Source organism: Sphingobacterium sp. BS-2 (genome assembly GCF_046161205.1).
Lineage (GTDB): Bacteria > Bacteroidota > Bacteroidia > Sphingobacteriales > Sphingobacteriaceae > Sphingobacterium > Sphingobacterium mizutaii.
In genome coordinates this window covers 356,574-379,021 of sequence record NZ_JBIXGO010000016.1, presented here as the reverse complement: position 1 = coordinate 379,021, position 22,448 = coordinate 356,574, and the positions used below count along the sequence as shown (strand labels likewise).

The window sequence follows — 22,448 nt, the reverse complement described above, 5'->3', positions numbered from 1 at the left end:
ATTTAAGTTTAACCCTCTATTTTCAGTCATAAATATATAATAATTAAATTCAATCATCCAAATTTTATTTAAAAATTATTATTATAATAATTAAAATATTGCATCAGATTTGAAGAGTTGGCAAAATGATTTCGAATTTTCACCGATTAAATGCAGTAATTCACCGAAAAAAATACCCAAGAGACCTATTTGCTCTGTGGCTATGCTTATATTCGCTATACTTTTGAGTAAACTAATTCAAAAGGAAACAATATCATGAATAATCAAACAACGAAAACAGATTACGAAAAGCCACCTAAAAACAACAAATCTTCCAACTTAGTCGGATTTATCATTGTTTTTCTAGGAGTAGCTATCCTTTTCAAAAACTTGAACATGGGCACGATCATCCCACATTGGATGTTCGGATGGGAAACGATCTTGATCGTCATCGGTCTAGTCATTGGGGTGAATTCAAAATTCGAAAAGAAATCCTCCATTGTCCTAATCATCATCGGTTCAGTATTCTTACTTAAGAATGAATTGGATATTCACTTAGGTAGGTTCTTGATCCCTGCTGCAGCAATCGCTTTGGGCTTCTACCTGATCAATCGTAACAAAAGCACGCCGCAATTGCCACCAACCACGCCTCCTCGAAATGATGAGTACGACTGGGACAAACGCGTAAACCAAGATTACCAAGGGAATACCGAAGGCCAAACCAACCCTGGCACGCAAAACCCTAACGATTCCTATGCTCAGGCCACCGGTACTGAGCATAGGCCATACGGAAGAAATTTCCTACCCGATTTTGAAAACTACTTGAAGGTCGACAACTTTTTCAGCGATACAAAAAAAGTGATCCTGAGCAAGAACTTCCTAGGTGGTAATATTACATCTGTTTTTGGCAGTACACAGTTAAACTTCCTTCAGGCAGATTTAAAACAACCTGTTGTCATCGACACCTTCCAATTATTCGGAAGCACCAAGATCATTGTACCTACCAATTGGAAAGTGTATTCAAATGTATCTTCTATTTTTGGTGAGGTAGATGACAGAAGACCTATGATCGAAGTCGTGACTGACGAGAACAAAAAGATCTATATCACAGGTACATCTTTATTTGGAGGATTAACCATTAAGAACAGTTAGTTTTAGGCATGCAAAAACCCATAAGTGAACAATCCAAACGCTATGTAATCCATGCCTCCTCGTGGATTATTTGTGTTTTATATTTCCTCATTGTCTATGGACTTTTGCTTTGGTCTAATATTGCCAAGGTTACTGCAGCTTACGACGCCGTTATCGGTGCCCTGACCATGACAGGTATTTCCTATCTAATCTACAGTACCCTCCAATTTTATCTTCCAAACAACAAAAACTATTGGAAGCTCTTTTCCATGGCGGCCATCTTTTCAGCCATCAGCGTTCTCATCATCCGCATCTTGATTATTCAGCTTTCCCCCGATGAAAACCTGGTCTATTTAGATTTCAGCCTGCCATTTCGCTTTGTGATCAATTTCTTGATCATCACCTGCGTCATGACCATCAATATCTTCTGGAATATCCAAGAAGAACTTGTATTCAACAAACGTAGAAAAGACGAAAGCGAACGCATGGTCCGTGATGCTGAACTTTATAATCTAAGGCAGCAATTACAGCCCCACTTTCTTTTCAACAGCTTAAATTCCATCATCGCTTTAATCGGCAGCAAACCGACTGAAGCCAGGAACATGGTCTTCCAACTTTCCGACTTCCTTCGCGGAACCATGAGAAAGGATGAAAAACAGTTTACAACCGTTGAAGAAGAAATAAATCATTTAAGCCTATATTTGGATATTGAAAAAGTAAGGTTCGGGCATCGATTGAGCACCGAATTTGATTATGATGAATCCGTTTTCAACGCCAAAATACCTGTGATGATCTTGCAGCCCTTGGTAGAAAACGCCATAAAATTCGGACTTTACAATGTGACTGACCAAGTAACTATTAAAACCAGCATCCACTTAGATAACAATATGTTGACCATCCAAATCAGCAATCCATTTGAACAGGACCAACCTGAGCAGAAAAAAGGAACTGGCTTTGGCTTGACCAGCATCCAAAGAAGACTGTACCTCCTATTTGGCAGAACTGACCTCTTGGAAACAGCGGTCGATGGTAGTACATTTATATCCACATTAAGAATCCCTCAACTATGATAAAGACAATCCTTATAGACGATGAACCATTGGCGCGTAGCATGGTCCTGGAATATTTAAAAGAGCATCCGGATTTTGAAGTATTAGCCGAATGCAACGATGGATTTGAAGGCGTAAAAGCCATCCAGCAATTCCAACCTGACTTGGTCTTCCTGGATATACAAATGCCTAAATTGACCGGATTCGAAATGCTGGAGCTGCTGGATACCCAACCGCATATCATCTTTACAACGGCTTTCGATGAGTATGCCCTAAAAGCATTTGAGAAAAATGCCGTGGATTACCTTTTGAAACCCATCAGGCCCGATCGTTTCCAAAAAGCCATTGACAAATTCAAAGCCTCTTTCAATAGCCAACAGGCTCCTAAAATAGATTCTGCCAAATTGCAAGAATCCATGGAAGAAGATACTTCCCTAGAACGAATCGTTGTAAAAACTGGAAATCAAATTAAAATTATCCCAGTGCAGCAGATCAATTTCCTAGAAGCCTACGATGATTATGTCAAGATCCACACCCCTGATGGTATGTTCTTAAAAAACAAGACCATGAGTTCCTTTGAAAAACAATTGGACGGAAAACAGTATGTCAGAGTCCACCGCTCTTTCATCGTAAAAGTGGATCAACTCCAAAAGATCGAGCCTATGGAAAAAGACAGCTATATCGCTACCCTGCTGACTGGCGAGAAGGTTAATATCAGCAAGTCCGGCTATGCCAGATTAAAGCAAGTTATAGGTTTATAATTTGTTTTGTATTTTTGGGCATGAGAATTAAAGCGATCAACCTCCTCATTATCCTAGTTTTAGCTTGTTTGGGTACTGTAAAAGCCCAAACGGTTGACGAGAATAACAATAGAGCCGTATTCAATAGAATAGAATTTTTCTTCAACTCCCAGCAAGTAGACTCCATCTACAATCTTGCCAATGATAATTTTAAACAAAACATCAGCAAAGAAAAGATGGCAGAATTACTGAATAACCTTTTTGTCTTAGGGAGGATTGAAAATGTAACCAAAACTGGTTTTAGCAGGGGATTGGCAACCTATAAAGTGGAATTGCAAGAGGAAACGCTGACCATGCAACTTGCAATTGACTCCAACATGAGGTACAATACCTTTTTGGTAAAACCTTATTCACCGGACGAAGCCCCGAAAAAAGAAGACATCATTTCCAATGTAGAAGCCAAAAGCCCATTGGATGTATATATAGACTCTGTGGCGCGTAGTTATGCAAAAAATGGGAATGCACATTCCTTAGCTGTTGCCGTGATTCACCAAAACAAAATCAATACTTTTTTCTATGGTGAAACTACGCCCGGAAACAGCACCTTACCAGATGCCAACACCTTATATGAAATAGGCTCGGTGACTAAAACCTTTACCGCGACCCTTTTAGCCGAGATGGTCAATCAAGGAACCATTTCCTTAGAAGACAGTATCGCAAAATTCCTTCCTGATTCCGTAGCCCAAAATCCTGATATACAAAAAATCACTTTCAAGATGTTGGCTAACCATACTTCGGGTTTACCGAGGCTTGCGGACAATTGGAACAAGGTCCCGAAATTCTCCAATAGTGATCCTTATGCAGCATACGACAAGAAGGCCTTATACGCTTTCTTAAAAGGCTATACAGCAAAGACAGAAGCAGGAACGGAATATGCATATAGCAATCTAGGTTATGGTCTATTAGGAGACCTTCTATCGACCATATCGAAAAAGCCATACATGACCATGGTCAAGGAAATGATCTTGACTCCCCTGGAAATGACCAATACGATTGATAAATTGAACCCCAAGGAAAAGAACATTGCACCTCCATTTGATGGAGAAGGCCAGCAGGTTCCTTTCTGGAATTTTCAAGCATTAACTGCAGCAGGCTCTCTAAAATCAAGTGTAAATGATCTTTTGCGTTATACCATCGCGCAATTGACCTACCCGGAAACAAATGTGCAGAAAGCGATGAACCTCACTAAACAGTTCACTTTCTTCGTCCCTCCTAATAGCGATATCGGATTGGCTTGGCACATGAACATGTTAGATGGAGTCATTTACTACCATCACACTGGTGCTACTGCCGGTTCTAATGCATTTGTAGGCTTTGTTCCGGATGAAAAATCAGTAGTTATCATGCTTTCCAATTCGAGCAATGAATTGGGCAAAGTAGGTACAGCCCTATTGGAAAAAGTACTTTCCACGAAATAATGTTTTCAAGCTGCATCTCCAAGGCAAAAATTCACAAAATAAACAGCAAGAATTAACAGGCAATAGAAAAAATAAAAAAAAGGGGAGATTTCCATTGGAAACCTCCCTTTTTTCATTGTTTAGTTGTCTTTAAAATTTATCTTTCAATTTCCAGATCCATCGTTGACAGAAATATAAATTGGAGATAAACCTAAGAAAGAAACCAATCGCTTTTTCATCCTAAACTTTATTTTAAACATCCACAGCGAGAAATTAAACTAGATTTTCTTCCGGGATAATAATAAACTCAATTTTCGAATGAAAAGGAATATACGGGTTTAATAAATGTGTGCAGGACTATACTTCTGCTATCAAGTCTACCTCTAGCATATATCCATGACGTAATTCAGCTACCGGAACGACCGTTCGGGCGGGCTTATGTTTACCAATGAAATCGGCAAATAAAGCGTTGAATTGGGGACAAAATTTAACGTCACTGACATAAGCTGTAACCTTGACGATCTTCGACATACTACTCGAAGAGGCTAATAGAATATTCTCAATGTTCTGAAACACAACGGTAAATTGACTTTCAAAATCATCTTCTTCATGGTGCTTTCCATCTGCCGATATGGGCAATTGGCCCGATACAAATAGAAAATGATTAGAAACTATGGCTGTGCTATAATGGCCGTTTGGCTTTGGCAGTCGATTCCCCTGTAGTATTTTCATGTTAAACAATTGATTTTATTCGCTTGCTACAAAATAAACCTATGCTTAAATTTTAAAATAGAACGATATTAGCGTCAGGCCTTCTGTAACTCCTTAGGCAAGAATCCAATCATTTGACGAAAGTACCTCGTAAAATGGCTTTGATCCGAAAAACCACATAAAAAAGCTATCTCTGTTAGCGAATAACCGCTAAAATGCATCAGTTCCACGGCTCGAATAATCCTAATTTTCCGCTGGTAAAGCAATACTGTACTCCCTGCATATTTTTCGAAATATTTCGATATTGTTACTTTATGAACTGCACATAAATTTGACAACTCTTCTAGCGTGATCTGCTTATTCCAATGTTCTTTGATGTAATCCTTGGCAATATTTACCCAGGAAGGGAACTGGCTCATCACCAATTTCTTCTGAGGTCCTAAATCAAGAGACATTATCAAAGTTTCTACCGCCATAAAAGATTCGTTATCGCGGTAACTTAATTCCTTATAAATGTTAATCATAAATAAATGTATACATCAACCCCAATTGTAATTTCTTGGCCCTTACAATATTTTATTATAGACTGGCTGATATTCGCAAAGACTAAAGAATTTTGAAAATGTTTAATGTAGCTTGAAAATATATTTTCATAAATACGGACGTTCGGTTAAATTACCCCCAAGGAAATAAATATCACATCATTCCCAGCAATTTAAAGCTTCGTATTAATCCAATAATTTCAATTGTTTGTTCAAAAATGTTTGCTAAAATTTGATTTAAGCTTTCCTTTCGGTATTTACATTCGCACAAATCACGGCCAGCATCTATTTAATCTTCAAAACCAAGATCCTTTTTGTTAGAATTCACTATCACTACCAATCAAGAACAGTTTTTTCCTTTAAAACTTTCAATATGTAAATATATGAAAACTATTAAATAAGTAATATCACTTTATTTTATTAGGAAAATTTTGGAAATAAAAAGTAAAATGTGCGAAATACAAGGTTTTTAATGTCCTAATCACGTTTTTGAAGGTACGGAAGGAGCGTTTCTACTCTGTTTTCACCGTCGAATTGTTTGATAATTTGTAGAGATTTAGCCTCATAGATATAGGTTGAAGGAAAATTCTTAGGATTAAAACTTAAAATAAATTCGCCTTCTGGGTCATAAAGAAATTTTACACGCTTATCATTTCTCAAACCTTTAGCAAACATATTGATGTATCCATCTACCAGAGGTTTCTCCTGCATAGAAATAAAATAGAAATCCACATCCTGCCGGATCTTATCCAAAGACTTGGAAATGCCCTGACCCAGCTCTTGGCAATGCCCACAGCCTGGATCAAAAAGGATAAATACCTGCGTATGCTTACTGTTCAAAGAGTCTGAAGTAAACTTAGCACCAGTGTTCATATCACTAAACTTGGAGAATGCAGGCATTTTCTCTGGCACTTGTCCATTGGACAATCCAACAGTTGTGAAAACAAAGATGAGGACTAAGATAATATTCTTCATAACCTGATAATTTGAGCTTAATGTCCCTAAATCTAACAAAAATTACCCCATAATGAGCTCAAATTCCCCTTTATTGGAAAAATTCAGCTATATTTGTGAAAAATTAAAGTTAAAATTTTCAAACGATAACACACTGTGAAAAAGCGTATTGCTATTTTTGCTTCTGGTTCTGGATCGAATGCTCAAAAAATCATGGAGCATTTTAAATACGCCGACAGCGCCGAAGTTGCCTTAGTTCTAAGTAACAACCCAGATGCATATGTTTTACAACGTGCAGATAATTTTGAAATCCCAACTCATGTTTTTGATAAGCACGATTTCTACCAAACCGATGAAATCGTAGAACTATTGAAAAGACTTGAAATTGATTTAGTGGTTTTAGCTGGTTTCTTATGGTTAGTACCTGAAAACCTATTGAAGAGCTTTCCAAACAAAATTATCAACATACACCCTGCCCTATTACCCAAATTTGGTGGCAAAGGAATGTATGGCGACAAGGTACATAAAGCAGTCTTGGAAGCGGGCGAAGAGGAACACGGTATTACCATCCACTTTGTTAATGAAAATTTTGATGAAGGTGAAATCATTCACCAAGCCCGCTTTCGTGTAGAAGCCGGCGATACCTTGGAAATTTTAAAGTTCAATGGTCAGCAGCTTGAGCATGCGCACTACCCGAAAGTAATCGAGAACTTATTGAAAAAATACAATTAAACTTACTTTAGTTTAATTCAATAAACATAACAAAGGAGCTACCCCATGGACAGCTCCTTTTTCATTATCTTCGAACCTTTTTTGAGGATTCTTACACATCCAAAATTTCCTGGAATATTTCTTGACCTCATTCGAGACACATTCGGAATTTTCCGAATGTGTCTCGAATGAAACCAAACTGAAACCAAGAGATTCCCGTTCTAAAAACACCTATCTTATTTCGGATACTTTTGCTTTTTACCTAATCAAAATCTCGGAAGAGGAATGTACTGAATTCAACTAAATAATCCCTCCAATTTGACCAGGTATGGCCACCTTTAGATTCATGATATATATAATCTAATTTTATCCCATCCAGCTTCTTCCTAAATTCAGCTCCTGTGTCATAGAGAAAGTCATCTTCACCCATTCCAATCCAATATATTTCGTAATCATTCTCCTTTTGCTTCAGCAAGTTTTCATCAAACTTATCATATACTTCGCGCTTGATCTTATCATTGATCCTATAAGCAGCCGAGAACAAACCCACATAGCCAAAGGTATTTGGATAGAAGCTTGAAATAAACATAGCATGCGAACCACCCATAGACAAGCCAGCTATGGCACGGCTCTTCTTATCCTTAATGACCCTATAATTCGATTCAACGAAATTAATCACTTCATCAAAATTGGATTCCATATCCCCAGACCCTACATCCGGCGTAAAAAACTCGATCATATATTCTCCCTTTTCTGAAAAACCAGGAGCTGCAGAGTTGCTGGTATGGCCATTAGGCATCACCACGATCATCGGTTCCACTTTCCCCTCTTCGATGAGGTTGTCCATGATCTGTGCCACCCGCCCCAGTGTTGGCCAAGCATCCTCATCCCCTCCCATTCCATGTAGCAAATATAGAACTGGAAACTTTTCCTTCGAAGACTCATAACCTGGTGGCGTGTAAACCGTCATTCTTCTTTCAGACTTATTGATCTTGGATGGATACCATTGCTTGATCATGGAACCATGCGGCACGGACATCGTCTTATAATAGTCCGCATTCCCTTCATTGGTAATGAAGTAATTGAAGACATTGCCCACATCCCTTACCTGATATACATTCAATGGATCATTGATTCGAACACCATCAACAATAAAATTATATAGAAATAGATCTGACCCTAAACTATCTTGTTTTACTGACCATAGCCCTGAAGCATCTTTTTTCATCGCTACCTTAGGCAGCTCTTGAGGCTTCTGGACCATCCAATTTCCCGTTAAATAAACTGACCTAGCTTCTGGAGCAACCAAGTTAAAAGTTACAGAATTGTCTGCAGCAACCACCGGAGAGTTGACTTTGATTTCTTTCGCACCAATATTTTCTTGTGCTTTTCCAGGCAATCCGAAGAGCCCTAAGGCCAAGGTCATTGATAAAATAAGAAGATTTTTCATGGTTAAGTTTGTGTTTTAGAATCGAATAAACCAATATACTAATAATTTAAAACTGTTTGAGCCGGAGCATTTTAATTAAGTAATAAAATTCAAGAAAATTATATTTTAAATAATTATCTTTGCGGCTCCAAACAAAACGCAATGAATCATCCTGTTAAGATTAAAAATGCATTGGTTTCAGTTTATTATAAAGATAACCTTGCACCTCTAATTCAACTACTAAACAAATTCGGAGTTACTTTTTATTCCACTGGCGGTACGGAGTCTTTTATCCGTGATTTAGATATCCCAGTAGAACGTGTTGAAGATTTAACTGGTTACCCTTCTATTTTAGGTGGCCGTGTAAAAACGCTTCACCCGAAAGTATTCGGCGGGATTTTGTCTCGCCGTCCATTGGCAGATGACAAAAAACAATTAGAGGAATACGAAATCCCAGAGATCGATTTAGTGATCGTAGACCTGTACCCATTCGAAGAAACGGTAGCTTCGGGAGCATCTGAGCAAGATATTATCGAAAAGATTGACATCGGTGGTATCTCTTTGATCCGTGCTGCTGCGAAAAACTTCAATGATGTAGTCATTATCTCTTCGAAAAACGAATATACTGAATTGGAAGAAATCTTAGCTGCCCAAGAAGGTGCTACTTCCCTTGAACAACGTAAATCATTCGCTAAACGCGCATTTAATACTTCATCGCATTACGATACAGCGATCTTCAATTACTTCAATCAAGAAGAGCCTCTAGACGTATTCAAACAATCTGAACAAAATGCACAAGTTCTTCGTTACGGCGAGAACCCACACCAAAAAGGGGTTTTCTATGGTAACCTTGACGCTATGTTCGACAAATTGAACGGTAAAGAACTTTCTTACAACAACTTGGTTGACGTAGATGCTGCTGTAGCCATTATCGATGAGTTTAGCGAACCTACTTTCGCTATCCTGAAGCATACCAATGCTTGTGGAGTGGCTTCAAGACCAACTATCCAGGCGGCTTGGGAAGCTGCATTAGCTTGTGACCCAGTTTCAGCTTTCGGAGGTGTATTGATTACCAATGGTGAAGTAGACAAAGCAACTGCAGAAGAAATCAACAACCTTTTCTTTGAAGTATTGATCGCTCCTTCTTACACTGAAGAAGCTTTACAGATCTTGACTGCAAAGAAAAACCGTATTATCCTTCGTCGTAAGGAAGTAAAATTGCCAACACAGCAATTCAAGACCTTATTGAACGGAGTAATCCAACAAGATAAAGACAATACCGTTGAAGGTCCGGAGCAAATGACAGCAGTAACTGAGGTAAAACCTACAGAAGAGCAATTGAAAGACCTTTATTTTGCGAACAAAATCGTAAAACACACCAAGTCTAACACAATCGTATTTGCTAAAAACGGCACCTTGATCGCTTCTGGAGTTGGTCAAACTTCACGTGTAGACGCATTGAAACAAGCTATTGAAAAAGCACAATCTTTCGGATTTGAAATCCAAGGTAGCGTTATGGCATCGGATGCCTTCTTCCCATTCCCTGACTGTGTGGAAATTGCTGGAGACGCTGGTGTTAAAGCTGTTTTACAACCGGGAGGATCCATTAAGGATCAATTATCCATTGATATGGCCAACGAAAAAGCTGTTGCTATGGTAACAACTGGTGTTCGCCACTTCAAACATTAATATCAAAAAATTAAGCTTTAGCTGAATAAAAGCCCTTTGTAAATATTACAGAGGGCTTTTTTATTGCTGGCAATCCTTGGAATTATTTTTGCACTTCTGATGGCAGACTATTTAAAAATCACATGAAACAACTAGCAATATGTTCCTTAGCAGCTACCCTTGCACTAACGGCTTGCCAAGGAAATAAAAATCAAGGCGACACAAGTGCTGATAGTACTTTGGTAGCTGATTCTGGAGCAATGGAAAGTCCAGTGGCAGGCAGTACAGATTCGACCTTGCTTGTCCGAGAAAACTTTCAAAGGATCAATGCGATCAAAGACTGGGATAAAATTGATTCGGCACAAATCCATGAATCCACAGAAGGTGGAGTGGCCACTTATTATTTCAAGAATAACAAACTCGAACTCATTAAGGCCAGGAACTATGGCGAAGGTGGTTATTCCCTGCAAGACATGTACCTCAAGGATGATAAGCTTTCCTTTGTATTCGAACAGCAGTACAACTATAATACGCATATCATCGATCCAAAATTTGATATGGACAAAACCAAAAAGGCTGGAGAGGTCAGGTATTACTTTATGAACGATAAATTGTTCAACCTCATAGCGACCGATAAGGAAAATGAAAAATACCTGAAGGAAGACCCTAGGACAGACACCCTTATGCTGCATTTATTCGATCAGTTAATCAAGGTAAAAAACAATGGCTTTGACCCGAAAGGGATCTCAGAATAAGCTTTTTAAGGATAATGCAGGTCATAAGATGACCTAGTCGCTCAATAAAATTGGACAGAAAAAGAATGCTGCCCACTTGCAAACCTCCCTAAACGAAAATTTTTCGCTATAATCGGGAGGTTTGTTTATTTTTGCAACAAGATGTCAGATTTAAAATATAACCAACGAGGTGTATCCGCAGGGAAAGAGGATGTACACAACGCGATCAAAAACATTGACAAGGGTTTATTCCCTAAAGCTTTCTGTAAGATTGTACCCGATATTCTAGCTGCTGATGAGCAATATTGCAACATTATGCACGCAGATGGTGCCGGAACAAAATCTTCTTTGGCCTATGTTTATTGGAAAGAAACCGGAGATGCATCCGTATGGCGTGGCATTGCGCAAGATGCCATTATCATGAACTTGGACGACCTATTATGCGTTGGGGCTATTGACAATATAATTCTTTCATCGACCATCGGTAGAAACAAGAACCTAATTCCGGGTGAAGTGATTGCCGAAATCATTAATGGTACTGAAGAAATCCTAGCTGAATTAAGAGAATTAGGCATTGGGATCTATTCTACAGGTGGAGAAACTGCTGATGTTGGCGATTTAGTGAGAACTATCATCGTAGATAGCACAGTTACTTGCCGCATGAAGCGTGAAGATGTAATTTCGAACCACAAGATCAAAGGCGGCAACGTAATTGTCGGTCTTGCATCTTATGGCAAAGCAACATACGAAAAGGAATATAATGGCGGTATGGGATCTAACGGTCTGACATCAGCCCGTCATGATGTTTTCAGCAAGTACATTGCAAAGAAATATCCGGAAAGCTTTGACCCTGCTGTTCCTTATGACTTGGTATTTGCAGGAGGAAAGGCATTGACAGACCGCATCAAAACGGAAACCGGAGAGGAAGTGACTGCAGGAAAATTAGTGTTGTCGCCTACGCGTACCTATGCGCCTGTGATCAAACAAATCTTGGACAAATACCGCAGCCAGATTGATGGCATGGTACACTGTTCAGGTGGTGCACAGACCAAGGTGCTACATTTTGTAGACGATGTGCATGTCATCAAGGATAACCTCTTCCCTATTCCACCGCTGTTTGAATTGATTCAGAAAGAATCAAACACGGATTGGCAAGAAATGTATAAAGTTTTCAATATGGGTCACCGTATGGAACTCTATGTTCCTGAGGAAATCGCTGCTGATATCATCCAGATTTCGGAATCATTTGGTATCCCCGCTCAGATCATCGGTCGTGTGGAAGCTGCAGCGCAGAAAAAAGTGACCATTCGTTCACCTTTTGGAGAATTTGTATACGAATAGACTAGGCAGTGAGAGGTAAAAAGACCATTGGCAGAACAGAAACCATTGACCTACCGGAATTAGGTCTATACAATATCCACGCGAAGACGGATACGGGCGCTGAGACCTCTGTTCTACATTGCGAAGAAATGGAGGTGGTAAAAAAAGCTGGCCACCTGTACATTACCGCTTATATCAGGCCAAACGAAGACAGTGAAAAGACCCTGAAACTGACTTTCCCCGTACACCGGGAAAGAACAGTAAAAAGTTCTTTTGGACAATCGGAGATACGCTATATCTTTTTGACCAAGATTCGTATGTTTAACGAGCTATATGATATCAAATTGTCCTTTCGAAATCGATCAGCCATGTCCTACCCCATGCTATTGGGACGTAATTTTATTACGGGGAAATTCTTGGTCGATGTCTCTAAAAAAAACATAGCAACAAACATCATATAAAACTCATAACATCGTTATCTGTTTAACAAATAAAGTATTGTGAAAATAGCCGTATTATCGACGAATAGGTCATTATATTCTACCCGTAGACTGGTAGAATCCGCCATAAATAGAGGTCACGAATGCGAAGTGATCGACCATAGCAAATGCTATGTGGGCATACAACAAGCAAAACCATCTATCCATTATAAAGGTCAAGATATTGCCGAGGTTGACGCGATCATCCCTAGAATTGGTTCTTCTGTAACCTTCTATGGATCAGCTATCGTTCGCCAATTTGAGGTCATGGGTGTTATCTCAGCGAATCCTTCCCAAGCGATCACTCGCTCTAGGGATAAACTGAGATGCATGCAGATCCTTTCAGGTGCCGGTCTTGGATTGCCTATCACTGGCTTTGCCAGGACAGCATCGAATGTAGACGACCTGATCTCAATGGTCGGGGGTGCACCTCTAGTCATCAAATTATTGGAAGGTACGCAAGGAATCGGTGTTGTATTAGCTGAGACAAAGAAAGCTGCTTCATCGGTCATTGAGGCTTTCTATGGCCTTGGAAACAATATCTTGATCCAAGAATACATCAAAGAAGCCAAAGGTACTGACATCCGTGCTTTCGTGGTAGACGGTAAAGTCGTAGGCGCCATGAAAAGAACCGCAAAAGAAGGTGAATTCCGTTCGAATTTACATCGTGGTGGAACAGCAGAGGTGGTTAAATTAACCCGTACGGAAAGAGAAACCGCGATTGCGGCTGCCCGTGCCATGGGATTGACCGTCGCTGGTGTGGATATGCTCCCTTCCGCTCGTGGACCATTGATCTTGGAGGTAAACTCCTCTCCTGGCCTCGAAGGAATCGAACAAGCAACCGGAAAGGACATCGCCGGAGAAATCATTAAATACCTGGAAAGACAATACGAAGCTAAACAATTGGCTAAGCCGATTACGACCAGAAGGAAAATCAAGAAGGAAAGTAATCTGTAGGGGAAAGAATTGAGATTTGAGATTTGAAATGTGAGATGTGAGACCTGTCCATCTGATACTTTGAACCAGGATTAAAGGGATTGGAGGATGGGCCAAGATCGAGGCATGAACCAGGATTAATGGGATAAGAGGATAGACCAAGATCAAGGGAGTATTGTACAATAAATGCATTATCCTTCTTGGGGAATTAGCGCATACGTCCGCAACATATTCCCAATATATCGTTTCTTTAAAACCCGATAAAGGTAGCCACCTTTTGTAGGGGCGTATCGCATACGCCCGCATCATAAACCAAAAATTACAAAACCCTATAACGCTTATTAAGCTTCTCTATTCTAATTATTCAAAGGATGGGGTCCATAGTTTTCCGAGGATGGGTTTTCTGATTCAGATGATGGAACCGAATCGGATATTTCATTTTCACCTAAGTAGTAATATCTATCTTTTTGATAAGGTACCGTAAAGGTTCGTTTGACTCTTTTTGAAACCACCAGATAAATAGACCAAGCCATAACAATGAGAATTGTCCAGAGGTCTCCTGGACTCATAAAACCCCAGACCAAGCCATCTGGATAAATAAGGGAAAATGAGAAATTTGATAAGATCATGATGACCAAACCTCCAATATTCACGATAAAATAGGTCTGCGGAAAGATATCCCTTCGTTGAAAAAACAATACACAGGAATAGATATTAGAAGCTAAATAAACTGCATAAAAAGCCAGGTAAAACATTAAATAGAGCAGTAAATAAGCATAGGCATTCCCTGCATTTTCAAGCATAGCCCATAGCGCATTACTGATTGGAGAAAAATTGACAAAGAACAACCCTAACAAGACAAAGTTCGCAACAACGAGCTTAATTGCCAAAATGATTAACCAACCGCCAATTTCTCTATGTTCATACTCATGATATAGATTGATTAATCCAGTTGGTTTTGTTTTCACCAATTTCTTCAACAAAAAGTAAATTGTACCAGCAAGAATGACAATAAACATCAAAAGTGCCACAAAATTTATTTTGGCAAATTGAATGGGACCAGTTGAACCAATCAAAAGCTGACCATCATTATCCACAAAATAGGAATAACTCAATCCATCATTCATGACCTTGAAATCATCCACGTATTGCTGAACCTCGTCCATGGGTACAAAGGAATCGTTACTGCGGAAGGTAATTGAAACCTTGAGGGTATCCTTATCGGAAGACTGGGATCTTGAATACCAATAAGCTTGCCGATCAAACACCTTTTCCTCAGGTTGGAAAAAGCCTAAGGGTTTATTATTCTTGTTGACAATCTTGATTTCATGATTCACATTCAAGGGAAAGTTCAAGGCAATTGGCTCCAATGTGCCATCTTCTACGTGAGGCAAACGATCATAAATGTATTTTGAATATACCGGCGCTGCATTTTGTGAATCCTCTTGCAGAAAATAATCTTCCAAGAGGTATTCTTCTTTAATAGTCAAGATATTGTTGGCTAGATCATCATTTATGTCCAATGGACTGATATTTTTAGCCTTTCTATAAATTTTTTGGAAATAATCCTCATATTCTCGTTGCAATTGGTTCTTTGCGGAGCTTTTCAGTAATGTGCGCATACGCTCTGCCTCATGATCATAATAGGTGGTTTTGACCTTAAGATTGGCTTTGCCATCATCCAAGATCTGAATGACATCAACAATTTCCACAAAATAGGCATTGTTAGGTATCGGTTTTCTTACTTCGGAAAGTCTTGTTCCATTTTCAAGGAATAGGACTTTACCGTAATATGGAAAATATCGATTCAGGATGTATCCTCCTTGATCACTGATCGTTGGATCAACGGCAATCATATTACCATCTAGCACTGCTGCCAATACCATGTGGTTAAAGGCAAATGGGCTTGGCTGTACTTTATCCAATTCCTTGTCCTGATAAGTATTAGCTAAGATCAAGGAAGACCCTATACCCTTGCTCTTGAGCATGGATGCCAATAACAGCGATTTATCCTTACAATCGCCATATCGTTGGTTATAGACCACTTCAGGAAGATGAGCGCGGTGGGAATGTTCGCCCAATTCAATTCCCATATAACGGATGGAGTTCTGAACGAAGTTCAGACTTTTCTCAAAATATTTCAGACTATCTCCTCCAGCTTCCTGCCATAGTTTTTGTACTTCTTTATCCAAGGCTGAACCGGCTTTAATATTAGGGATCGGATTAATCCTTTTCGCCCAGTCTGCAACTTGCCTCCATGTAGAGAATTCAGAAACCTCAACACGAGGGGTGGGATCAAACCAGCCCGGTGTATACAATCCCGTTCCTTCATTCGCATTCATAGGCTGTTCCCAATAATAATAGGTCAAATTACCCTTGACTTGTTTTTTCTCAACTGCTGCACCTTTTTGTTTGCGGATGTTCAATATACGACCCTCAGGAACGATATAAACCAGGTGTAACAACCCATTTGGTTCGGAACCTTCTAAATAATAAGTATTCGCGAATTTTCCTTCAAATACAGGATTAAAACCGACTAAGGAATAAGAAAACACAATCTTATCGTCTTTCCTCACATCATCTAATACGGCGATCGCCGAGTATTCACCATTGTAAATCAACCTGGAAAATTCAGTTTCAACAGCTACGGTCTTGAATTTGGAGAGATCAAGTCGATTGATAACCTGCCCCGCTCGAATAATATTGAGTTCATGGATGAGTAGTTTTTGGTAGTTAGGATCAAAGTTGACGCTGATCTGGCCGGCATTTTCCGCTCCGGCAGATTCACTAACGACTTTGATGGTTCTATTGAAATGGGTCTGGTTCTGGAGATTATATTGGCTTTCGATCAATTCAAAATAATAGCCCATACTGATATCATCCAAGTTAATGGATTGGGGCTTCATTGTATATGGTTTCAACCAAGAAGGCAGATCCGCTTTACTTAATTTAACTGAGGATTGTGCCCATAATACGGTGCTGCACACCAGTAGTAGGAGAACGGTTAATAAAAGTGGTTTTCTCATGTGTTAATAATCAGTAAACGAAGATACTGATTATTCAAGCCGCTTCATCCGGTAAAGAAAAATTATTAACGACTGAAAAACAACTACTTAAATGACAACAATTATCAATAAGCTCTATAATTATATATAAAATAAAAAAGGAAACCATTGCTGGTTTCCTTCATCTATAAACTTAAATTAACCTTAGATTATTTTATTGCATTGCCGACCTCAATCGGTAAATCCGACTCCAGTACCGTCGCTCCATCTGCAAAAACCGCTCTATACTTTTCGGCACGTTCTTGCACAGTTAGTAACTTATCGTAAGTTGGAGCCGTAGAAATCATACATAACACGCCTTTTTCCTTAAAGAAATTGTACATGGCTTGATTCGAAGGCTTGATTTCAGGACCGATATAAACAATCATACGGTCATAAGGTAGGCCTGAAGCCTTAAAAGCCTCTAAATCCTTTTCAGTTTTGATGTGCATGGATAAATATTGCTTAGGGTTCTGATCCAAATAGAACTTGGCCTGCTCCACATTATGGACCGTGACCCAGACCCAAGCGTAGGCATTGTGCTTACGGATGATTTCTGCCGTCATTTCCATAGGGAGATCCTTTTTGTCCAGATTCAGGATGGTCTTGCCCTTAGCCCATTTGATCATCTCCTCCAAGGTATTGATCTTGTACTTGGTCGGGTTGCCTTGATGGTCTTTTAATTTTAACCCCTGAAGCTCTTTCCAAGTGAAATCAGCCACTTTCCCCTTGCCGGTGGTCGTACGGTCCAAAGTCGCATCATGCACCATGACCGGCACGCCATCCTTGCTAAGACGAGGATCGACTTCAAAGATCGCTGGAGTATGCTTTAAAACTGCTTCCATGGCAGGAATGGAGTTTTCTGGCATCTGATTCTCTATAGTACCACGGTGTCCGGAAATGATCTTTTTACCGGGTTGATACTTAAAGTAATCATACATCTCCTCGACAGTCTTAAAATTGAGTTTATGTAATTTTTGGGAGAATACAGGGCTTGCCTGCATAAAAGCGATCAAAGTTAATAGTGCTAAATAGGATTTCTTCATAGTGTTTTTGTTGAAGCATTAAAATTAAGCATTCAATTTTAACAAATTGAAACCTTTGTGTTTATCCAAAGTTATCAAAGTCAAGGCAGAGTTCTCTTGGACGATCTTTCTGTAGTTCTTTAATGGCATGCCCAATTGCTGCGCCATAAAAAGTCTATTGACTCCATTATGTCCAACCACCAAAATGGTTTGTCCATCATATTTATCCATCAATTCAGCGTAGAAACTTTCCAGACGGCTAATAACTTGGGCAGCATTTTCTCCTGTCCTGCCCGCTTCAAAGCTTGCCGGATCTGATAACCAATTATACCATGAGTTTGGATCTTCAGCAATGAAATCTTCGGATCGCTTGCCTTCCCATTGTCCAAAATCAACTTCAATCAATCGTTCATCGACTTGGACAGCTTCAGGTCTTCCGGAAGCAATCTCAGCAGTGTTTTTCGCACGCTGCAAGGGCGAACAGAATATCTGGTCAAAATGGTAATCTTTAAGCAGTTCATTCATTCGCTTGGCTTGAGTAAGCCCTTTTTCTGTTAAAGGAATATCAGTTCTTCCGCAATATTTATTTCCATCTGCATTATAGGCAGTTTCTCCGTGTCTCAATAGACAGATTGTAATCATCTATATATAGTTTAAATCTTTCAATTTATTTTTAAAGTCCTGGTACTGCGATTGGTAAGAAGCATGCAATTGCGGATCAGGCTGAACCACTTTCTCAATTGATGTCATCTGTTCAGAAGCTTCAATCAAGGAATGGTAGTAGGTATTGGATGCGGCCATGATCGCTGCACCGAAAGCACCACTAGCCTCTTTACATTTATATATCGGAGCATTTAATACACTAGCCCTGATCTTTAGCCATACATCACTGTTACTGCCTCCGCCTGCGGAATAAACCGCATCGACCTGTTCTCCGGATAGCTCCTCGATAATATCATAAGCTAGCTTTTCTATAAAAGCAACACCTTCTAGATTTGCTGTAAATAGCTTTTCACGGCTTATGTTTTCAGGAGCAAATCCTTTTGCGTGGGGAGCCATAATGGGATAGCGTTCGCCTTCTTGGAGCAGAGGCCATGCCAACTCTTGGGTCGGAATCAAATGCTCAGCTGCCTGGTTCAACACATCCAATCCTTCTGCAAACTGCAATGAAATCCAATCTGCACCGGTATTGCTGGCTCCTCCGGGCATCCAATAGCCTTCAGGATGTCTATGGCTGTATAATCTTCCTAATGGATCAACCACATTGTTTTTCGTAACGCCTTTGATCACTAAGGTCGTTCCTATCGTGGTGTTCCAAGTACCCGGTTTGACAGCTCCTGAAGCCATTTGCGTAGCACAGCCATCGGTCATGCCCACCACAACTTGGATTGCTGGAATTCCCCATTCTTCGGCAAGAGATGGTAATAATGTTCCTACCACAGTTCCAGAAGGCACCACCTCTTGCAACCATTCCTTTTTTATTCCGATCTCTTCTGTTACATAAGCTGGCCATTCCAGTTTCTCCAGATCATAAGCCGATTTTAACACATTGGTATAGTCGGTTACCTGATAATTTCCGGACAACCTTCCAACGAGATAATCTGAGGCATGGATCCAGAGTGCTATATCCTGGACCTTTTCGGGATAGGATTCTATATACCATAGCATTTTGCTGATTCCACTGGAGGCATTGAATCCCGTGTAACCATGAGGCACATGGTTTTCAGCTATCGCTTTGATCCGCTTTCCTTGCTCAGCTGATCTGGGATCGCTGTACATGATGGCAGAATGCAAGGGTTGGTTATTTATATCCAAAGGAATGACCGTACCGGAGGTCGATGTAACGGAGATAGCAAGGATATCCTCCTTATTCAAGCTGTCTGGAAGGTTCTTGATTAGTTTGGATAGCATTTCCTGACAATCATCCCACCATAGCTGTGGAGATTGCTCTTCACGGAAGGTATCATCCAATTGGAATTTTCGGGAATCAGATGCTATCAATTCTCCTTTATCATCCACCAAGACCACTCTTGCCCCTTGGGTTCCGACATCTAATCCAAAAAAATATTTACTCATTTATGAAACTACCTCTTTAAAAGTTTTACGAGCGTTTTTCCACTCTTGATATAGTTTTTCAAACTCTTCATGGTCCTGTGGATGGATCTCTTCCAATAGCTCAGGACTAACATTCTTTACGCCCAAGGCATCATTGCAAAGGAAGACGCCACCAAGCACAGACGCCTGACGGAAGGTATCCCTGATCTTGATGCTCTTGCCAAACAGGTTGGCAATAAACTGACGCAGTTTGCGGCTCTCCACTCCACCACCACATGCCCAGATGTAGGACTCTTGGTGTGGAGAGACCACACTCAAGAACTTATAGTTCTCGTAGATACTGCAGGCAATATCCCATAGAATCGCGAAAACAAAGCTTCCGCGGGTTAATTGATGGGATACCGGCGCATTGAAGATAAAACCTCCCTTGGTCAAGGGTTCTTCCTCATCTGCAATCAATGAACCTAACGAAGCCACACACTGCGAATAGGTTGCATCTTCTAATTCTTTTTCGATGACATCATAACCTTCATTCGGATAAAAGATCTCTTTCAAGCGTTGATAATTCAATCCGGTCACACCGGCATTCGCTTCTAAAATGAAATTATCAGCGTCAATATGTCGGCTTGTCCAAGTCCTCTGTTCAGTATCTTTTTCATAGCTATCCACTATTTTAATAATAGGTGTAGTCGTACCCGAAACAATGACAACGTCATTTGCCGAAGGTTCCATACTACGGATGGCCAATTGGGTATCTCCGCCTCCAACGACGATCACGGCTTCTGGATTGATATCAAAGGCGGAAGCCACGTCGGGCTTGATCTTACCTAAGATCGACCCTGAATCTTTCAGGCCTGGCAATATGGTCGCGGATAGTTTAAATTGATCTAATAACTGGGTAGACCATGTTTTCTTCTCCACATCATATAGCAGGGTTTCAGAAGCTTGAGAATGTTCGTAACCAGCTACTCCAGAAAACTGAAATTGGATCCAGTCACTGATGCTCATCACGCAGGCAATCTGTTCGAATAGCTCTGGATACACCTCCCTTACACCGACCAACTTGAAAGCTGAAAACAAGGAAGTCGGATAACGGCCAGAAAGCTCATAGACCAAATCCTTATTCAATAGATCTACTTCCCATTTTCTCCCTCGGTGGTCAATGTTGGGCATACCCAGCAAAGACTTTCCTGCTTGATCTACCACGACAATGCCTTCTCTTTGGCTTGTCGCTGTGATGGCATTGATCTTCACCTCTCCAGATTCTGCCAAGGCTTCCTTGGAAAGTTTCAGGATCTGCGACCAGAGTTCTTCAGGATTGAAGTAGATAGAATCTTCATATTGCGTATCCGTTTCGTACTGGACGTTTTCTCTTTTGATACTTAGGATTTCTCCATCGATTCCACAGATTGCAACGCGTGCATTTCCAGTACCGATGTCAACGATTAAATAAGCTTCTTTTAGGGCCATGTTTAGCTAATTGATGTGTTCTCTAAAACAGCCTTGTTGACTAGCTGCTTGATAGATTTATTACCCTTATGGAAAAATTCCCTAAGGTTGTTGTTCATGATAAATGCGTGATGGTCTTCCACCTCATGGGTAGCACCAGCGATATGCGGCGTTGCTATGACGTTCTTGTTCAAGATCATTTTGTAATCGACCTCATCGGGTGGCTCATTGTAGAAAACATCTAAAACGGCACCGCGGATTTGGCCTCCTTCGATCACTTCCAATAAGTCTTCACGATTGACAACAGTCGCACGCGCTGTATTCACAAAAATCGCATCTTTATTCAACAATGAAAGATATTTCTTGTCAATCATACCAGTTGTTTCTGGCGTAACTGGCAAATGGATCCCCACCACATCACAGGTTGAGAATAATTCTTCTAATTCAACCTTTTTGAAATCGGCATTCGGATCTGTAAAGTAAGGATCGAAATAATAGATCTCACAAGGAAAGCTAACCAACATCCTTGCAATATGCTGTCCTACGGCACCAAAACCTACCATACCAACCTTTTTGCCGGCAAGCTCATTTCCCTTGAACTGCAGGTAGGAAGTATGCGCGCCTTCACCCCAGTTCTTACCTTCCAACCAATCAATAGCCGGAACGGTATTCCGCATCAAAGTGATCACGTTGGCAATAAACATTTCTGCAACTGCTTGGGCATTCCTTGCTGGCGTATTGAACACGGGAATCCCTAATTCAGTAGCAACCTTCAAATCAATATTCGATGGAGTACCACGGCAGATGCCTACAAATTTCAGGGTCGGGTTCTCGCGCAATACCTCTTCGGCGATTTCATCATGTTCCGATATCAAGGCATCAGCTCCTGTTTCCTTCAATAAGGCACTTAATTCTGTAGGGTTATATGCACGTCCATGAGGTTTCCATGAACGATAAACGACTTCATCAAAAAGACCTTTCAATTCATTCAAAGCTTTTTCATTCTCATAAGGCGCAGTTAGCAATACTTTCATA

At 40.2% G+C, this 22,448-nt stretch carries 20 protein-coding genes; 10 read left to right on the top strand and 10 right to left on the bottom strand.

Annotated elements, in window-relative coordinates:
• Positions 1-255 precede the first annotated feature (255 nt).
• The 4 genes from ACK2WI_RS08540 to ACK2WI_RS08525 are packed head-to-tail and all read left to right on the top strand — an operon-like array spanning position 256 to position 4,377.
• Positions 256-1,131 carry a LiaF transmembrane domain-containing protein gene (locus ACK2WI_RS08540; RefSeq protein ID WP_093098968.1) on the top strand — a complete coding sequence of 292 codons (876 nt, stop codon included), beginning with the start codon at positions 256-258 and terminating at the stop codon, positions 1,129-1,131.
• An 8-nt stretch (positions 1,132-1,139) separates the two neighbouring features.
• Positions 1,140-2,180 (top strand): sensor histidine kinase, encoded by a 1,041-nt coding sequence (locus ACK2WI_RS08535; protein WP_093098967.1) that lies wholly within the window; start codon positions 1,140-1,142, stop codon positions 2,178-2,180.
• Positions 2,177-2,920 carry a LytR/AlgR family response regulator transcription factor gene (locus ACK2WI_RS08530; protein ID WP_409150384.1) on the top strand — a complete coding sequence of 248 codons (744 nt, stop codon included), beginning with the start codon at positions 2,177-2,179 and terminating at the stop codon, positions 2,918-2,920. The genes ACK2WI_RS08535 and ACK2WI_RS08530 overlap by 4 nt, the downstream gene beginning before the upstream one ends.
• 20 nt (positions 2,921-2,940) lie before the next feature.
• Positions 2,941-4,377 (top strand): serine hydrolase, encoded by a 1,437-nt coding sequence (locus tag ACK2WI_RS08525; RefSeq protein WP_409150382.1) that lies wholly within the window; start codon positions 2,941-2,943, stop codon positions 4,375-4,377.
• A 336-nt stretch (positions 4,378-4,713) separates the two neighbouring features.
• Here the strand turns inward: ACK2WI_RS08525 and ACK2WI_RS08520 are convergent, their stop codons facing one another.
• The 3 genes from ACK2WI_RS08520 to ACK2WI_RS08510 form a co-directional block, all read right to left on the bottom strand.
• Positions 4,714-5,088, bottom strand: a complete 375-nt coding sequence (locus tag ACK2WI_RS08520; RefSeq protein ID WP_093098962.1) for a RidA family protein — start codon at positions 5,086-5,088, stop codon at positions 4,714-4,716.
• Positions 5,089-5,162: 74 nt separating this feature from the next.
• Positions 5,163-5,591 (bottom strand): AraC family transcriptional regulator, encoded by a 429-nt coding sequence (locus ACK2WI_RS08515; RefSeq protein ID WP_093098961.1) that lies wholly within the window; start codon positions 5,589-5,591, stop codon positions 5,163-5,165.
• 495 nt (positions 5,592-6,086) lie between these two features.
• Positions 6,087-6,584, bottom strand: a complete 498-nt coding sequence (locus ACK2WI_RS08510; RefSeq protein WP_312696614.1) for a redoxin — start codon at positions 6,582-6,584, stop codon at positions 6,087-6,089.
• A 135-nt stretch (positions 6,585-6,719) separates the two neighbouring features.
• Between ACK2WI_RS08510 and purN the strand changes: the two genes are divergently transcribed.
• Complete coding sequence (purN, locus tag ACK2WI_RS08505; protein ID WP_093098958.1) at positions 6,720-7,295, top strand: phosphoribosylglycinamide formyltransferase; 576 nt, start codon at positions 6,720-6,722, stop codon at positions 7,293-7,295.
• Between the two features lie 241 nt (positions 7,296-7,536).
• Here purN and ACK2WI_RS08500 read toward each other — a convergent pair whose 3' ends face one another.
• Positions 7,537-8,724: an esterase gene (locus ACK2WI_RS08500; RefSeq protein ID WP_409150380.1), complete on the bottom strand. Its 1,188-nt coding sequence runs from the start codon at positions 8,722-8,724 to the stop codon at positions 7,537-7,539.
• Positions 8,725-8,865: 141 nt separating this feature from the next.
• Between ACK2WI_RS08500 and purH the strand changes: the two genes are divergently transcribed.
• The 5 genes from purH (at position 8,866) to rimK (ending at position 13,861) form a co-directional block, all read left to right on the top strand.
• Complete coding sequence (gene purH, locus ACK2WI_RS08495) at positions 8,866-10,392, top strand: bifunctional phosphoribosylaminoimidazolecarboxamide formyltransferase/IMP cyclohydrolase (RefSeq protein ID WP_409150379.1); 1,527 nt, start codon at positions 8,866-8,868, stop codon at positions 10,390-10,392.
• 122 nt (positions 10,393-10,514) lie between these two features.
• On the top strand, positions 10,515-11,126 hold the full coding sequence (locus ACK2WI_RS08490) for a hypothetical protein (protein ID WP_409150377.1): 612 nt from the start codon (positions 10,515-10,517) through the stop codon (positions 11,124-11,126).
• 141 nt (positions 11,127-11,267) lie between these two features.
• On the top strand, positions 11,268-12,446 hold the full coding sequence (locus ACK2WI_RS08485; RefSeq protein WP_409150376.1) for an AIR synthase related protein: 1,179 nt from the start codon (positions 11,268-11,270) through the stop codon (positions 12,444-12,446).
• 8 nt (positions 12,447-12,454) lie between these two features.
• Positions 12,455-12,886 carry a RimK/LysX family protein gene (locus ACK2WI_RS08480; RefSeq protein ID WP_093098950.1) on the top strand — a complete coding sequence of 144 codons (432 nt, stop codon included), beginning with the start codon at positions 12,455-12,457 and terminating at the stop codon, positions 12,884-12,886.
• A 39-nt stretch (positions 12,887-12,925) separates the two neighbouring features.
• Positions 12,926-13,861 carry a 30S ribosomal protein S6--L-glutamate ligase gene (rimK, locus tag ACK2WI_RS08475; protein WP_093098949.1) on the top strand — a complete coding sequence of 312 codons (936 nt, stop codon included), beginning with the start codon at positions 12,926-12,928 and terminating at the stop codon, positions 13,859-13,861.
• A 335-nt stretch (positions 13,862-14,196) separates the two neighbouring features.
• On the opposite strand, the gene ACK2WI_RS08470 is transcribed toward rimK, so the two are convergent.
• The 6 genes from ACK2WI_RS08470 to ACK2WI_RS08445 all read right to left on the bottom strand — a co-directional run bounded on the left by ACK2WI_RS08470 (position 14,197) and on the right by ACK2WI_RS08445 (position 22,447).
• A complete protein-coding gene (locus tag ACK2WI_RS08470; RefSeq protein ID WP_409150374.1) occupies positions 14,197-16,866 on the bottom strand; it encodes a DUF3857 domain-containing protein in 2,670 nt (889 codons plus the stop codon).
• 188 nt (positions 16,867-17,054) lie between these two features.
• Positions 17,055-17,930 (bottom strand): glycerophosphodiester phosphodiesterase family protein, encoded by an 876-nt coding sequence (locus tag ACK2WI_RS08465; protein ID WP_409150372.1) that lies wholly within the window; start codon positions 17,928-17,930, stop codon positions 17,055-17,057.
• A gap of 24 nt (positions 17,931-17,954) precedes the next feature.
• A complete protein-coding gene (locus ACK2WI_RS08460; RefSeq protein WP_409150371.1) occupies positions 17,955-18,551 on the bottom strand; it encodes a histidine phosphatase family protein in 597 nt (198 codons plus the stop codon).
• Complete coding sequence (locus tag ACK2WI_RS08455; RefSeq protein WP_409150369.1) at positions 18,552-19,985, bottom strand: FGGY-family carbohydrate kinase; 1,434 nt, start codon at positions 19,983-19,985, stop codon at positions 18,552-18,554.
• Entirely contained in the window at positions 19,986-21,434 is a 1,449-nt protein-coding gene (locus tag ACK2WI_RS08450; protein WP_409150367.1) for an FGGY-family carbohydrate kinase, read from the bottom strand.
• A gap of 2 nt (positions 21,435-21,436) precedes the next feature.
• Positions 21,437-22,447, bottom strand: a complete 1,011-nt coding sequence (locus ACK2WI_RS08445) for an NAD(P)-dependent oxidoreductase (protein ID WP_409150365.1) — start codon at positions 22,445-22,447, stop codon at positions 21,437-21,439.
• Position 22,448 lies beyond the last annotated feature (1 nt).